This window comes from Hydrogenophaga sp. PAMC20947 (assembly GCF_004795855.1).
Taxonomy (GTDB): domain Bacteria; phylum Pseudomonadota; class Gammaproteobacteria; order Burkholderiales; family Burkholderiaceae_C; genus Hydrogenophaga.
This window is the reverse complement of sequence record NZ_CP039252.1, coordinates 132,521-146,827: the sequence shown is the minus strand read 5'-3', so window position 1 is coordinate 146,827 and position 14,307 is coordinate 132,521. Positions and strand designations below refer to the sequence as shown.

Sequence of the window (14,307 nt, the reverse complement as noted above, 5' to 3'; positions counted from 1 at the left end):
TCAATAGGTCCACTTGGCCTGCAACAGGACACTGCGCGGCACTTCGCTGGCCATAACGTCTTCAGCCACGTACTCGCTGTTGCGCTGCGTCAAGAGGTTACGCCCGACAAGGCTGACCTCCAGGTTGCGCGCGGGACGCCAGCCCAGGCGCAGATCGAGGCGGGTGTGGCTGCCCAGATCGACTTGTCCGTCGGGCGTCAGGAAGCCCAGCTTGCTGTTGAAATACAGATTGGCATCCAGCTCCAGGTTGTGGCTCAGGTTGTGCAATGAATGCAGCTGCAACAGGTGTTGTGGAGAGCTGTGCTCTTGGCCAAAGGCCGGAATGGCCTGGATGCCCGGGCTCTTGGGGTTCAGGCTCATGTTCAGCCAGCTGTAGCTGCCCTTCAGTTGCCAGCTTTGCGCGACTTGCCAGCTGCTCGCCACCTCAAAACCGTAGGTCGTGCCTTTGAAATTGTTGCTGAAGTTCACCGGCAGCACCGGATAAGGCTCGAACGCCAACGCACCGAACTCACGGGCAACCACGCCCTTGTAGGTGTTGTGGAACAGCGCAGCGTCCAGGCTGAGCGCCGGCGTCAGCTGCCCCCGGTAGCCCAGCTCACGGGAAACGACCACTTCCGAACTCAGATCCGGGTTGCCGCGCGGCGCCACCACGGCGGGCCCCACCACCGGCAACTCCTGCGTCGCGACATGGGAATCCACCGTTGTGATGGCCAGTGAGGGCGTTTGCACCGAGCGGGAAATCGCCGCCCAGACGCTGTCGGTCGGGGAGGCGCGCCACAGCAGGCGCGCGTTGGGCTGCACTTCGAGACCGGTGATCTCGTTGTGTTCCAGCTTGCTGCCCAGCGTGAGCTGCCAATCGTCGCGCAGGCGGATTTCGTCTTGCACAAAGCCGCTGTAGGTGCGCAGGCTGTCTTCGCTGGGCGTCATGGTGATGTTGAAATTGCCGTCCAGGCTCATGCGTGCAAGCCGGTAGCCCAGACCCCAGGTCACGTCGTGATCGGCGCCCAGCGGCATGCGGCTTTGCCATTCGAGGTCCAAGGTGTCGGTCTGGCTTTTTTGGACCAGGCCGCTCACCCTGGCCTGATCCACATAGGCCTGGACATGCCAGCTGCGGTCAGGCGCTTCCTGGTGCTGCCAGCGGGCCAGCAGATTGACCCCCGACAGCTTGGAGGTATCGGGCACGTAGCCCGAAGACAAGGTGGACTCGTTCATATACAGGAGGCTCTGCTGGGCAAGGGTCTCGTACACATCGCCCTGCACCGTCATACGGTCGGCCAGGGTGGGCCCGAAGTCGGCACGAAAGCCGGCGCGTTTCTGGCGCCAGGCGTCATGTGCTTGCTCACCTGTGGGCGTATCCAGGGCCTCGTGGTCATCCAGTTTGAGGTAAGCCCTCATGTGGCCGTCTTCGCCCAGCGTGGTGCCGTGGCGCAGGGCAACCCCCTGCTCCAGGGACCCGGCTTTCGCTTCCAAAAAGGTGCCCTGGGTGTCTTTGGCCTGCCGGGTGATGATGTTGATCACGCCATTGACCGCGTTGGCGCCCCACAGGGTGCCGCCGGAGCCCCGGATCACCTCAATGCGCTCCACATCTTCGAGCACCACATCCTGGGCTTCCCAGTAGGTGCCGCCGAACAGGGGGGAATACAAGGTGCGCCCGTCTTGCAACACCAGCAGCTTGCCGCTGTAGCGGTTGCTGAAGCCCCGGATGCTCACGGCGTAGCGGCTGCCATCGATGCGCGACACCTGCACCCCCGGCACCAGACGCAGGACTTCGGCCACATGGGTCGCGCCCGAGCGGCGTATGTCATCTCGCCCCACCACGTAGGCGGCCGCGGTGGTGTCGGCCAGCGTCTGCGGGCGCTTGGCGGCGGAACTCACCTCGACCAACATCAACTCTTCCAGCGACATCCAGGTGGCGTCAACCGGTTTGACCGCCGATGCGGCCCATGCGCCAGACACCCACAACCCAGCCAGGCAAGCGACCAGCACCTTGAGCGGATGGTGCGATCCAGCAGAACGGCGGTGATTGAAGAAAGGCGGCGGGCAATGAAAGGGCATGAAAGGACTCCGTTCATCGAAATACACTTGAAAATAAGTGTCTCGAATGTCAACAAGAGTATCGGCAAAAACGGAATGGATCTGAAGCAGAAAAAGGCGCACAAAAAGCACTCATTTCAAGCTGCGACGGTCATACAAAACACTGAATTTGCGCTTTCAGCCCCCACCAACGCGGCGAAAGCGCCCCGTTGGCACCCCATTCAACCCTTCACGAGGTCTTTGGCCGGGCGGCGGCCAGCGGCAGTCCAAAAACACGGTCAAAAGACCAGGTAAACACCACCGTGTAGACCAGAAAAAACAACAGAATGCCGATATCGGCCAGCAAAGCCTCCCACAGACCCACGCCCAACCAAAGGGCCATGAACGGCACCAGGATGAGCGCCAGCCCCCCTTCAAAAAGGATCCCATGGGCAACCCGGCGCCGCCAGGACCGGCCTTTCACTGCCTGGTGTACTTCCCAGCGCTCAAACAGCGCATTGAACCCATAGTTCCAGGCCAGAGCAATCAAGGACATGGCCAGCGTCAACGCCATGGTGGACCCAGGCGAACGCCCAAACAGAATCACCAGCACAGGCGCCACAAAAGCGACCGCCAGCGCTTCGTACAGCACCGCCTGGACCACGCGGCGGGTCATGGGTTTCAAAGTAATTGCCATAGATCCATCGGATTGTGCCTGCTGGGCAGACCCAACCCTGTCCAGCCGGCGTCTGTCCCCGGGCTGCGCGCGTGGCATGCTGTGCTCCGCGAGCCCCTGCTCCGCCAACGCCCAATCCATCCCAACCCAACACCAGGCCACGCCCGATGACGTCAACCACCGACCTGCCGACCGCCGACCCCACCGATCTGGGCTTGTGCCCGGACCGCACCCGCCGACTGATTTCCGTGCTGCGGGCTGAGGTGGACCGGGGCTACCTGCCCGGCGCGGTGGTGCTGCTGGCCCGCCATGGGCGCATTGCCCTGCATGAAGCGGTGGGACAGCTGAACCCGGCCCACGACCCGGCGATGGCGCGCGACGCCATCTTTCGCATCTACTCCATGACCAAGCCCGTGGTGTCGGTGGCGGTGATGATGCTGGTTGAACAAGGCCGGCTGTTGCTCACCGATCCGGTGGAGAAATACCTGCCGGCGTTCGCCGGACAACAGGTGGCAACGGAGCAGAACGGTTCGGTCGAGCTTCGGCCTGCGGAACAAGCCGCGACCGTTCAAGACCTGCTGCGCCACACCGCAGGCCTGACCTACGAGTTCCTGGGCACTGCCCACGTCCAGCAACAATACGCCCAGGCCAACATCGGCTCACGGGAACGCAGCAATGCCGCGTTTTGCCAGGCATTGGCTGCCTTGCCTCTGTTTCACCAACCCGGCACACGCTGGGCCTACAGCCGCGCCACGGATGTGCTCGGCCGGTTGATCGAAGTGCTGACAGGCCAGACACTGGGCCAGCATTTGCAGACCGCCATCTTTGCGCCACTGGGCATGCACGACACCGCTTTCTCGGTGCCGCCAGCCAAACACGCCCGCATCGCCGAGCCTTTCGCTCACGACCCCGACGGCGGCATCCCCATGCGGGTGCTGGATCCTCGCAAGGACGCCGCGCTGGAGGCCGGCGGGGGCGGGCTGATGTCCACCTCTTCCGACTACGCCCGGTTCCTGCAGTTCATGCTGAACCGGGGAGAGCTGAACGGCACCCGCTTGCTGGGCACACACACCGTGGAGTACATGACCGCCGACCACCTGGGCAGCATCCCCAGCGACGATCCCCTGCTCCCGCCCGGTCATGGCTTTGGCCTGGGCTTTGCGGTGCGCACCCACGCCGGCGTGTCGGCCATGCCGGGATCGGTGGGCACCTACCACTGGGGCGGCATCGCGGGCACCACGTTTTTTGTGGATCCCGCCGAAGACTTCTTCGGGATTCTCATGACCCAGGCACCCAACCAGCGCGATCCCATCCGCAACCTGTTTCGCAACCTGGCCTACGCCACCCTGGTCGACTGATACCGGCTCGCCTTCAAAGCAATAGCGGCGTCGTTCTCACTTGGAATGCGAATCGGTAGGGGTGGCGTCAGGCGGCGCCGGGGACGGCCCTGGCCGGTCGCTGCCAGCGAAAAAACAGGGGGTACACCCTCTCAACCACCGGCCCATTAAAGTCCCAGGCCAGGCACTTGCCCAGGTGCAAGGGCGGTTGACCGTCGGATGGGGGTGCGAAAGAAGCCGATCGGGACTGAAACGCCGCCGTGGCCAGGTTGAACAACAGTTCCCGCAGATGGGTGCAGCCCTGGATGCCACCCAGGTGGCGCTCAATGGTCTGGCGCCAGCCACGGCCGACGGTTTCGCCCACCATGCGCTGCATGGGCGCCTGCGCCTGGGGGCATGGCTGGTGGGGGAAGGCATCCATCGCCACCGCAATCTCGCGGATAACCATCCGGTCGTCCAGCGTCACGCGAATGTGCATGTGGTGGATGGGTTCTTCGGGCTCCCACCGCCGCTCGCCTTCGATCTCAAAGGCGTGTGGCTTGGTGTCGATCATTTCACCTTCGATGTCCCACAAGCCATCTTCGCGCTCGTAGCCGCGGTATTCGACGCGGCGCGTGTGCAGGGGCTTTCGGGAAACGGGCTGGGGTAAGGGCACAACAACACCTCAAAAAGACGGGGAAGCCGGCATTCTGATCGATCCCCACCAAAAGGGCTGTCGCGTCTTACCGCTGCACCGAGGCCTGGTGCCCCGGCAGGCGCGGCAATGGCAGGCGCTGCAACACATCGACCCACATTTGCTTCCAGGGGGTCCAGTCGTGTCCACCGGGTGCGCTCAGCAGCCAATCGGGCGGCAGCAAAGGCACCATCAGCGGCTCATAAGGCTGCAAACGGTCGGTTTCGCCGTAGCCGATGTACAGCGGAGGTCGGCTCAAGCCGGGGTCAACATAGCCCTGTAGCCACCGCAAGAGCTCGCGCTGGTGGTCGCCAGGTAGTGCCGGCCACAAAGAGCGCCAGTGCAGCAAACCACCCGCGTCAGAGACCTCGCGCAACACATCGGTGGTGGCCACAAACGGCGCCAGCGCCACAATGCCGTCCACATCATCCGGGTACGCGCGGGCGTACTGCATGGCGCCATAGCCGCCCAGCGAAATACCGGCCAGCCAGACCGATTTGTAGCCGCGCTGGCGCGCCGGCGCGACGATGTCTTCTCGCAAACGCTGCTCAAAGGTTCCGGTGCGGAAGTACCCCATGTGGGCATCGGCCACGATCACATCGGCGTCCAGTCCCTGCCGCTTCACCTCGGCCACAAACCCTTCGTCCACGATGTCTTGCGGCACCTCCTGCGAGCCCGGCAAGAAAACAATCAGAACAGGCGCCACCCGCCCCGCCTCAGCGGGCAATGACAACGACGGCATGGGCACCCGGGCAGCGCGGGGCACAGCGCACCCCGCCAGCCAGGCACACACCAGCATGGCGCCCATCCACCTCAACCCTCGATGCCCTGTCCAACTTGCCATGCCATGCTCCATTTGTTTGATGCGGTTCGTGACCGACCCGTGCCATGCTATCGAATCCCCAAGCGCGCCCGGGGAAAAACGTGGCGCCAACAACCTCACAGGTCACTGTGCGGCATGACGCGGCGGCTGGCTGGGCATGTTGTGCAACCACACTTGCGCCGCCACACCACACCCGGCCAAGACCAACATCAGCAGCCCCAGATGGACCGCATCATCGTGGGAAAACAAGCCCACGGCGAAACCACCCACAGCGCCCATGAGTTGCTGCATCAAGCCCGCCACGGCGGCTGCGGCGCCGGCCAGAGCGGGCACGATCCCCACGGTACCGGCCAAGGCCGGCGGGACCAGCAAACCGTTGCCCATGCCCAGCAGCACCATGGGCAAAGCGAACGCCAGTGGCGTGTGCAGCCCGGCCAGCGACAAACCCACCATGGTCGAGATACCGCCGACGGTCAAGGCCTGGCCCACCCGCATGATGAGCCGCTCGTGCCAGCGGTGCACCAGGTACGTGGTCAAAAAATTGCCCACGATGTAAGACAGCGGTCCCACCATGATGTAGAAGCCCACGCCCGCCGGGCCGACACCATAGCTGCCCAGCACGATGGGTGCGCCGGCCAGAAAAGCATAAAACGAAGCCGTGGTGGACGACAGGATCACCACAAAGGCAATGAAAGCAGGCTCTTGCCCCAGGCGTTTGTACGACGCGAGCATCGTGGGCAACCAATGGCCTGCAGCCGAAGCCGCCACCGTTCGCGGGTGTTCGGGCAGCCCCCGCCAGGCAGCCACCCACAGCCCGACCGACAGCAGGGCCATCAAGACGAAATTGGCTTGCCACCCCAGCCACACATGCAACTGGCCGCCCAACACCATGGCCAGTGGGGGGCAAAAACCCATGGCCATGCCCACATAGGCCATCACGCGGGTGCGCTCCGGGCCCTCAAACAAATCCTGCACCATGGCGCGCCCCACCACCATGCCCGCGGCGCAGCCAGCACCTTGCAGCACCCGCGCGCCCACCAGCATGGACAAACTGCCCGAGAGCGCCGCCAGCACCGATCCCACGCAGGCCAGGGTCAGCCCAAACAGCAACACCCGCTTGCGCCCCAGGCGATCAGACACCGGGCCATACACCAGCTGCAACACCCCATAAGCCACCACAAAGCCACTGAACGTCAGCTGGACGGCCGCCTGATCGCGCCCAAAGATGCCCCCCCACTCCTGCATGGATGGCAAGCATATGGTCATGGCCAACAAGCCAAACGCCAATTGCGCCAGCAAGTTGGCGATCAACCGACGGCGGGGACGGGCCAGCAAAGCTTGGGGGGATGGCATGGAATGGGGTTGAGAAACGAGGCGGATCCGGACCCGGGCACTTGTGCACCGTGCACCGGCTTTGGCTCAGAGGCAGACTTTTGCGCCACCCAGTTTGACGGATGCAGCGCCACGGGCAGTGTGCCCCGCCAGGCGTCCAGGTGGCGTCGCGCAGGTCACATGCGATGGTACACACAGGATGGCACAGGGTTCCACGCACTGGCCAGCGGCGCGACGGCCGTTCACCGTCCAATTGCGCGCACCGGAAATGGCATCAAGCGAACACGGTTTACTTCCGATACAGTGTCCTCAAGCCCGGTTCATCGCCGGTCAAGTCCATTGAGTGTTTTCCCAAGGCATACCTGTGACCTCCGACCGCGCGCCGGCCCAGCAAGCCGTCGCAGCCCACTTGCAAAAGATGGCAGCGTGCTTCCCTGGCGCTGTGTTTCGCTATGTTCTGGCACCGGACGGCAGCGAGCAGATGGCTCACATGAGCCCCGGCTGCGTCGACTTGTGGGAATTGGACAACCCCACGATCGAGCGCAACGTCACGGCCCTCTGGGACATGGTTGACGCCCAGGACCTCGGCCCTTTTCGCGACTCGATCCAGGCTTCGGCCGCCCACCTCGGCGACTGGTCGTATGAATGGCGCATCACAACGCCCTCGGGCCAGCGAAAATGGCTGCATGGTGTGGCCCGCCCCCATCGACTGGACGACGGCAGCACGGCCTGGGACACCTTCATCTCCGACATCACCCACAGCCGCCGCACCGAAGCGACCGTGCGGGACACCGACGCGCGGTACCGACAAATGCTGGACCGCGTGTCCAACGTCTCGGTCCAGGGCTACGGCACCGACCTCATCACCCGCTACTGGAACAAGGCTTCGGAGCGCCTGTACGGCTACACCGCCGAGGAGGCCATTGGCCGCAGCCTGCTGGATCTCATCATCCCACCCAGCATGATCGAAGGCGTCAAGCTCGCCACGGCCCACATGATCGCCACGGGCGAGTCCATTCCGGAAGGCGACCTGGTGCTCAAGCGCAAGGACGGGTCACCGATCGAGGTGTTCTCCAGCCACGCCTACCTGGACATCCCGGGCAGCGAGCCCGAGTTTTATTGCATCGATTTTGACCTCACCGAGCGCCGCGAAGCCGACGCCTTGCGCACCGTGCTCGAATCGCAGCTGCGTGAGAGCCAGAAGATGGAAGCGCTGGGCACGCTGGCCGGTGGCGTGGCACACGATTTCAACAACATCGTGGCCGCCATCCTCGGCAACGTGGAGCTGGCGCTCAGCGATACCGACCGGGACAACCCCGTCCGCACCAGCCTGCTGGAAATCCGCAAGGCCAGCCGGCGCGCGCGCGACCTCGTGAAACAGATCCTGGCCTTCAGCCGCCGCCAGGTACTGGAGCGCACAGACATGCGCCTCAAGCGCATTGTCGAAGAGTCCACCCGCCTGCTGCGCATCAGCCTGCCCGCGGGCACAGACCTCCGCGTGACATGCGACCCGGATACCCCGATCGTGCTGGCCGATGCCACGCAAATCGAACAAGTGCTGCTCAACTTGTGCACCAACGCCTGGCAAGCCATCCCCAAGGGGCGTCCGGGCGTGATTTCGGTGACGCTGGACACCTATGAAGGCCTGCCGCCGCAGGCAACCCCTGCTGCGCTCGCACACCTCGGGCTGGGAGAAGATCCCGTGGACAGCTGGGCCCGACTGACCGTGAGCGACAACGGCGATGGCATGGACCATGAGACCCGCGCCCGTATTTTTGAGCCTTTTTTCACCACCAAACCACCCGGCAGCGGCACCGGTCTGGGGCTGGCTGTGGTGCACGGAATTCTGCGTGACCACCAGGCTTTTCTCGACGTCCAGACGGCACCTGGTGAAGGCACCTCGTTTGTCTTGTACTTCCCGGCCAGTGCCGCCAACGGCGAAGAGCCGGCGACGGCACCCGCACCCCTGGCGAGCGAGTTTGGCGCACTGGAAATGATGTCGCTCGACGGCGATCAGCTGCGGCCGGAAGGGCCGCACATCCTCTATCTGGACGACGATGAGCTGATCACGTTTCTGATGAAACGCCTGCTGGAAAAAAAGCACTACCGCGTCAGCGTCTTTGTTGATGCCACCGAAGCTTTGAGTGCTTTCTGCCGCGATCCGGCGCAGTTTGACCTGGTGATCAGCGACTACAACATGCCGGGCATGTCGGGCCTCGATTTCGCCCGCGCCGTCAAGGCACGATCGGTACACACCCCCGTGGCCATCACCTCGGGCCACATCAACGACAGCCTGCGCGCCGATGCGCCCGCTGCCGGTGTGAACGAGCTGATCTACAAACCCGACACCGTCGAAGAGCTGTTCGCCGCTGTCGACCGGCTGGCCACCGCCGTGGTCCGCAAGACGCCACCCTGAGGACGCCCGCGAAGGCTTGGCAGCGACCTGTGCGCGGCTCCGCCTTCAGTGCGCCACCGGCTGCACCGGGGCGCCGGTCGCCTGGCGTGAGGAACCGGCTTGCGGTGAAGCGTGTTCGTAGCGCCCGGCCGCCACCACCCCGTTGCCATCCAGCGCCTGCTTGATCAGCCGCTGAACCTGCGCGCTGGCCGAATCTGACGGGCAGGCCACCAAGTCCATGTCATTGACACCGATGCGGTACGGCGGCCAGCCATTGGCCAGCCCCACTTTGACCAGCTCCCGGTAGCAGTGGTGCGCCCGCGCCACCTCAACGGGATTGGAGCGGTCAAACAGGACAGGAATCGTGCCAGAGAGCGCCCGTGAGGACCGCGAAGTCACCGCGAGCAAAGGATCAAAACCGTTGGTGCCCAGGCAGTCGCTCATGACTTTTCGGTAGCGCTTGACCTCGGCCGCGGTGAACGGGATCAAGGGGGCATACCAGAGGATGCCCACGCCATCCTTGGCCGGATGAGCCTTCTCGGTGAGGGTTTTGACCCGTGGATCGAGGGCATAAGCGATCTTGAGAAACGCCACGATGGGGTACCCCTCGACGGTGCCCAGGGTGTTGACCAGCGAGCCAAAATGCCGACGCAGCGCGGAAAAGCCCCATGTGGGCAGGTGGTGCAGGGTTTTCTGCAGCAGCCGGATCTGGGCCGGGCTGAAGCTCCAGACCCGGCAATGCTTCAGGCGCCGGCGAATATCGCTCACCGCCCCGGCGACCGCCGCGCTCGACCCGTACAAGGTCCCCAGACCGGTCCAGGGCGAGATCTTGCGGCACCGAGCCAGTTCTTTGAGATAGGCCTGCCGGACATCGCCCCGCAGCGGATTGGCCAGCGGCGTGTCGACCTGGGTGGACAACACGCGGCTGTCGTTCATCATGATGATGCCGCCAATGCCCGGAATCTCCTCTGCCAGGGCACTCAACGCCGGCTGGCTCGCCTCGAAGGCCTGGTCACTCTTCCACTCAAACACCAGGATGCGTGTGGCCTCAGGCGCCCTGGCCAGTTGCACACGCGCTCGGGTGACCACGCCAAAGTTGCCCTGGCGCAGCAAACCCGCCCAGGAAGCGCCGGTGCCCGGCGCCCAGCGCTTGGCCATTTCGGCACAGGCCATGTCCTGGTACACATGGCGAAATTCCGTGCCATTGCCCCAGAACCCTTCAAACTCACAAACCGCATCGAAATGGTCCGCCACAGGCGTGAGGCCGTAGCCGCCGTCCAGTGCATTGCCAAGGATGTTGCCGTTCGGGCCCACCCCGGTGGTCGGCACCAGCAACTTTGCGCCACTTTTCAGGATCGCCGCGTGCAGATCGGCCTGGGTGACGCCCGGCTCGATCAACGCCGTGCACGAGTCGACATCGATCTGCACGGCGCGCAGATGGGACAGATCCAGAATGAAACTGCGCGTGTCAACAGGCAAAGCAGTCCCGTAGCCGAAGTTGCGCCCGCCACTGATGGGCCACAACGGTGTCTTGTGCCGGTTGGCCAGCGCCAGCACCTCCCGTATCGACCCCGCCGCGCGCACCACGATGGCCCCGGCCGGGAAGCGCTCACTGCCCCCGGTGTCCTGGCCATACACCGCCTCGGCCCTGAGCCGGTCCAGCACATCCACGCCTGGCAGGCGGGAAACTTCTTCAAAAAATGGGGCAATCATGGCGTCACATCTCCCTGAAACTGATGGGTTGGTTCAAGGCCCCGCACACAAGGAGCCGGGCCAGGGGCGATGCTAGGGAGAAGTGATCGGATCGCGGCCCTGACACCTGCGAAATGACGCAAAAAGTACCGCTTGGCGGGCAAACCCGGGCTGCCGGCGTCGGCCAGACGCCGCTAAGATGTGGCCATGTCCCCCACCCGGCCACCCCATTTCTGGCTCATGAAATCCGAGCCCGACGAGTGCTCGATCGACGACGCGCTCGCGGCGTCCAATGCCACCGTGGCCTGGACCGGCGTGCGCAACTACCAGGCACGCAACTTCATGCGCGATGCCATGCAGGTGGGCGACGGCGTGCTGTTCTACCACTCCAGCTGCCCCGAACCGGGCGTCGCGGGGATCGCCGAGGTGGCTTCAACCACACGCCCCGACCCCACCCAGTTCGACCCACAATCGCCCTACCACGACCCCAAGTCGCCCCCCGATGACCCGCGCTGGTTGTTGCTGGACGTCAAAGCGCTGAAAAAGACGCCACTTCTGGGTTTGCCGGCGCTGCGCGCTGTGCCTGAGCTCGCCGACATGCTGTTGCTCAAACGCGGCAACCGCTTGTCGATCACCCCGGTGAGCGAAGGCCATTGGCGACTCATTACCGAACAGCTGCTCGGCGCCTGACGGCGCCGCCCAGCACGCCATGTGGCCCGTTTTGCAGCAGGGTTCGGGGTTATTCCCTTTCTTTTAAGCTGAATGGCCTGAGCCCCCGCACCCAAGGACACCCCATGAACCCTCTGAACATGCACCAGCCAGCCATCCGCCGCCGAGACTGGCTGTTGGGCACCGCGGCAAGCTTGGCCACCTTGAGCCAGGCGCAAGCCGCCGATGCGCCGCTGCCCATCTTTGACGCCCACCTGCATTACAGCCACGACGCCTGGGAAAAGCTCCCGCCGAAAGACGCTGTGGCGCTGCTGCGCAAGGCCGGGCTGAAGCGCGCCATGGTCTCCAGCAGCAGCGATGAAGGCACCCAGATGCTTTACGCCGAAGCACCCGATCTCATCATCCCGTCGCTGCGCCCTTACCGCAAACGCGGCGAGCTGGGCACCTGGATGCACGATGCCAGCGTGGTGGGCATGCTGGAACAGCGGCTCGAAAAATACAAATACGCGGCCATCGGCGAGTACCACATTTATGGCAAAGACGCCGATCTGCCCGTCATGCGCAAGGTCGTCGGCCTGGCCAAGCAGTACCGGATCTTTCTGCACTCCCATTCAGACGCGGACGCAATTGAACGCCAGTTCCAGCAAGACCCGGGCGCCCGCATTCTCTGGGCCCACTCAGGGTTTGATGCGCCCGAGAAGGTGCGCGCCATGCTCGGCCAATACCCCAACCTCTGGTGCGACCTCGCGTTCCGCAGCGACCACGCCACCATGGGGCGCGTCGACCCGGGCTGGCGGGCAGCCTTCCTGGCCTATCCCGACCGTTTCGTCGTGGGCACCGACACCTTCACGCCCGAGCGCTGGTACTACATAGGCGAACACGCCGACTGGACACGGGCCTGGCTGGCCGATGTGCCGCGGGACGTGGCCGAGCGCATCGCCTACCGCAACGGTGAAGCGCTGTTCGCCTCGCTGTTGAAGGCCTGACACCGCCATGCAGAATGAAACCTCATGTGCAGGCCGAACCCTGCTGATCGCGGCACTGTGCAGCGGCGCAGCCCTCACCGCGCAGGCCGCCACCTGCCCTTTGCCCGCTGATGCGCCGGCGCTCATGGTGTCGGGGCCGGTGCAAGCGAGCTGGACCACCGAACCGGCGCTGCCCACGGTTGGTGAGCCTTTTGTGATGCGGCTCACGCTGTGTCCGGTGTCGGCCCAGCTGATGAAGGTGGATGCGGAAATGCCGGACCACCGCCACGGCATGAACTACAAGCCTTCCTTCACCGCCCTGGACGATGGCCAGTGGCGGGTGGAAGGCATGGTCTGGCACATGGCCGGGCGCTGGGCCTTGAAAGTGGACACCCGCCTCGATGGCCAGACCCACACCTTGACCCGGTCGGTGATCCTGAAGTGAAACCAGGCGGCAGCGCGCAACCGGGCCCCGGGCGCAGTCCCGGGCTGGGCATCCTGAGGCGATGGGCTTTGCCAGCGCTGCTGACTGCGGGCGCGACCTGGGCAGTGCTGCCAGCCGCCAGCCAGACACGGGCTCCACCCCCTCCTGCCGGGTTGCTGGATTTTTCGCCCGGCGAACAGGCTCAGATCCAGGCCCACGGTCCGTGGCCACCCGCGGCCCGGGAAGACGCCTCGAACCGGGTGGCGAAACAAACCACCGTCGCCCAATGGGGTGCCTCGCTGTTTTTTGACCCGCGTCTGTCTGGCAACGGCCAATTGGCCTGCGCCACCTGCCACCAGCCAGCCAGAGCCTTTCAGGACGGCCTGCCCACCGCCGTCGGCCGCCTCGACGGCCAGCGCAACACGCCCAGCCTGCTCGACAGCGCGCAAGCGCGCTGGCTGGGCTGGGGCGGCAGCCACGACTCCCTGTGGGCCGCCAGCCTGACACCGCTGCTGACCGAGGGCGAAATGCACCAGACCCTGCGCAGCCTGGGCGATCGCATGCGCGGCACACCCGAGCTTGCCGACGGTTATCAGGCAGCGTTCCAGCAGGCGCTGCCCACCGACGACGCCACTTTGGTGGTCGACGTGGCCAAAGCCCTGGCCGCCTACCAGGCCACCCTGGTCTCACCCCGCACGCCTTTTGATGATTTCCGCGATGCGCTGGCCCGGGGGGACACCGCTGCGGCGGCCAACTACCCCTTGACAGCCCAGCGTGGCCTGCGCCTGTTCATCGGCGAGGGCCGCTGCACCGTCTGCCATGCGGGGCCCCGCTTCACCAACGGCGAGTTCGCCGACATTGGCATGCCCTTTTTTGTGCCCGGTGGGGTGGATGCCGGTCGCTACCGCGGGCTCCAGCAACTGCTGCAAAGCGACTACAACCGCCTGGGGCGCTTCAACGACGCCGGCGCGCAGGACCCCAGGGCGGTGGGCACGCGCCATGTGATTTTGGAGCCCCGGCACTTCGGCGAATTCCGGGTACCCGGCCTGCGCCAGCTGAGCGAGACCGCGCCGTACATGCACAACGGCAGCCTGGGCCGCATCGAAGACGTGGTCCAGCACTACGCTGAACTCAACGAAGAGCGCCTGCACGCCGACGGTGAACGCATCTTGCGGGCGCTGCATCTGAACGACTCGCAAGCCGCCGATCTCGCCGCCTTTCTGCGCAGCCTGAGCCGCTGAGGCGCCCAGGCCTTCCGCCTGACACAGCGCTACACTGGACGGCCCCCGCCAACCCCTCAACCCCACA

General features: G+C 64.8%; 12 protein-coding genes. 6 read left to right on the top strand and 6 right to left on the bottom strand.

Annotation, left to right across the window (positions count from 1 at the left end; genetic code table 11):
* Together E5678_RS00655 and E5678_RS00650 are read right to left on the bottom strand one after the other, a co-directional pair.
* The gene (locus E5678_RS00655) at window positions 1-2,055 is read right to left on the bottom strand and encodes a TonB-dependent receptor (RefSeq protein WP_136176745.1); all 2,055 of its coding nucleotides are present in this window, start codon (window positions 2,053-2,055) and stop codon (window positions 1-3) included.
* A 208-nt stretch (window positions 2,056-2,263) separates the two neighbouring features.
* Window positions 2,264-2,689, bottom strand: coding sequence for a PACE efflux transporter (locus tag E5678_RS00650; RefSeq protein ID WP_348770359.1), 426 nt, complete (start codon window positions 2,687-2,689; stop codon window positions 2,264-2,266).
* Window positions 2,690-2,856: 167 nt separating this feature from the next.
* Here E5678_RS00650 and E5678_RS00645 point away from each other — a divergent pair, with 167 nt between their 5' ends.
* Window positions 2,857-4,047 carry a serine hydrolase domain-containing protein gene (locus tag E5678_RS00645; protein WP_136176744.1) on the top strand — a complete coding sequence of 397 codons (1,191 nt, stop codon included), beginning with the start codon at window positions 2,857-2,859 and terminating at the stop codon, window positions 4,045-4,047.
* Window positions 4,048-4,114: 67 nt separating this feature from the next.
* Here the strand turns inward: E5678_RS00645 and E5678_RS00640 are convergent, their stop codons facing one another.
* The 3 genes from E5678_RS00640 to E5678_RS00630 form a co-directional block, all read right to left on the bottom strand.
* Entirely contained in the window at window positions 4,115-4,681 is a 567-nt protein-coding gene (locus E5678_RS00640; protein ID WP_136176743.1) for a DUF2889 domain-containing protein, read from the bottom strand.
* A gap of 67 nt (window positions 4,682-4,748) precedes the next feature.
* Entirely contained in the window at window positions 4,749-5,543 is a 795-nt protein-coding gene (locus E5678_RS00635) for an alpha/beta hydrolase (RefSeq protein ID WP_168708458.1), read from the bottom strand.
* Window positions 5,544-5,645: 102 nt separating this feature from the next.
* Complete coding sequence (locus tag E5678_RS00630) at window positions 5,646-6,875, bottom strand: multidrug effflux MFS transporter (protein ID WP_136176741.1); 1,230 nt, start codon at window positions 6,873-6,875, stop codon at window positions 5,646-5,648.
* Window positions 6,876-7,218: 343 nt separating this feature from the next.
* On the opposite strand from E5678_RS00630, the gene E5678_RS00625 reads away from it, so the two are divergent.
* Window positions 7,219-9,270 carry a response regulator gene (locus tag E5678_RS00625; protein ID WP_136176740.1) on the top strand — a complete coding sequence of 684 codons (2,052 nt, stop codon included), beginning with the start codon at window positions 7,219-7,221 and terminating at the stop codon, window positions 9,268-9,270.
* 45 nt (window positions 9,271-9,315) lie between these two features.
* Here E5678_RS00625 and E5678_RS00620 read toward each other — a convergent pair whose 3' ends face one another.
* Window positions 9,316-10,962: an FAD-binding protein gene (locus E5678_RS00620; RefSeq protein WP_136176739.1), complete on the bottom strand. Its 1,647-nt coding sequence runs from the start codon at window positions 10,960-10,962 to the stop codon at window positions 9,316-9,318.
* A gap of 186 nt (window positions 10,963-11,148) precedes the next feature.
* On the opposite strand from E5678_RS00620, the gene E5678_RS00615 reads away from it, so the two are divergent.
* From E5678_RS00615 to E5678_RS00605, 4 genes are all read left to right on the top strand, one after another.
* Window positions 11,149-11,631: an EVE domain-containing protein gene (locus E5678_RS00615; RefSeq protein ID WP_136176738.1), complete on the top strand. Its 483-nt coding sequence runs from the start codon at window positions 11,149-11,151 to the stop codon at window positions 11,629-11,631.
* Between the two features lie 104 nt (window positions 11,632-11,735).
* On the top strand, window positions 11,736-12,596 hold the full coding sequence (locus tag E5678_RS00610; RefSeq protein WP_210731962.1) for an amidohydrolase family protein: 861 nt from the start codon (window positions 11,736-11,738) through the stop codon (window positions 12,594-12,596).
* Window positions 12,597-12,603: 7 nt separating this feature from the next.
* Window positions 12,604-13,020, top strand: coding sequence for a hypothetical protein (locus tag E5678_RS22200; protein ID WP_168708457.1), 417 nt, complete (start codon window positions 12,604-12,606; stop codon window positions 13,018-13,020).
* Between the two features lie 68 nt (window positions 13,021-13,088).
* Window positions 13,089-14,240: a cytochrome c peroxidase gene (locus tag E5678_RS00605; RefSeq protein ID WP_168708456.1), complete on the top strand. Its 1,152-nt coding sequence runs from the start codon at window positions 13,089-13,091 to the stop codon at window positions 14,238-14,240.
* Window positions 14,241-14,307: the final 67 nt, after the last annotated feature.

Excerpts from the sequence above, each read along its gene's own strand:
- E5678_RS00655 (WP_136176745.1), bottom strand. The coding sequence starts at position 2,055 with ATGCCCTTTCATTGCCCGCCGCCTTTCTTCAATCACCGCCGTTCTGCT.
- E5678_RS00650 (WP_348770359.1), bottom strand. The coding sequence starts at position 2,689 with ATGACCCGCCGCGTGGTCCAGGCGGTGCTGTACGAAGCGCTGGCGGTC.
- E5678_RS00645 (WP_136176744.1), top strand. The coding sequence starts at position 2,857 with ATGACGTCAACCACCGACCTGCCGACCGCCGACCCCACCGATCTGGGC.
- E5678_RS00635 (WP_168708458.1), bottom strand. The coding sequence starts at position 5,543 with ATGGCAAGTTGGACAGGGCATCGAGGGTTGAGGTGGATGGGCGCCATG.
- E5678_RS00630 (WP_136176741.1), bottom strand. The coding sequence starts at position 6,875 with ATGCCATCCCCCCAAGCTTTGCTGGCCCGTCCCCGCCGTCGGTTGATC.
- E5678_RS00620 (WP_136176739.1), bottom strand. The coding sequence starts at position 10,962 with ATGATTGCCCCATTTTTTGAAGAAGTTTCCCGCCTGCCAGGCGTGGAT.
- E5678_RS00615 (WP_136176738.1), top strand. The coding sequence starts at position 11,149 with ATGTCCCCCACCCGGCCACCCCATTTCTGGCTCATGAAATCCGAGCCC.
- E5678_RS00610 (WP_210731962.1), top strand. The coding sequence starts at position 11,736 with ATGAACCCTCTGAACATGCACCAGCCAGCCATCCGCCGCCGAGACTGG.
- E5678_RS22200 (WP_168708457.1), top strand. The coding sequence starts at position 12,604 with ATGCAGAATGAAACCTCATGTGCAGGCCGAACCCTGCTGATCGCGGCA.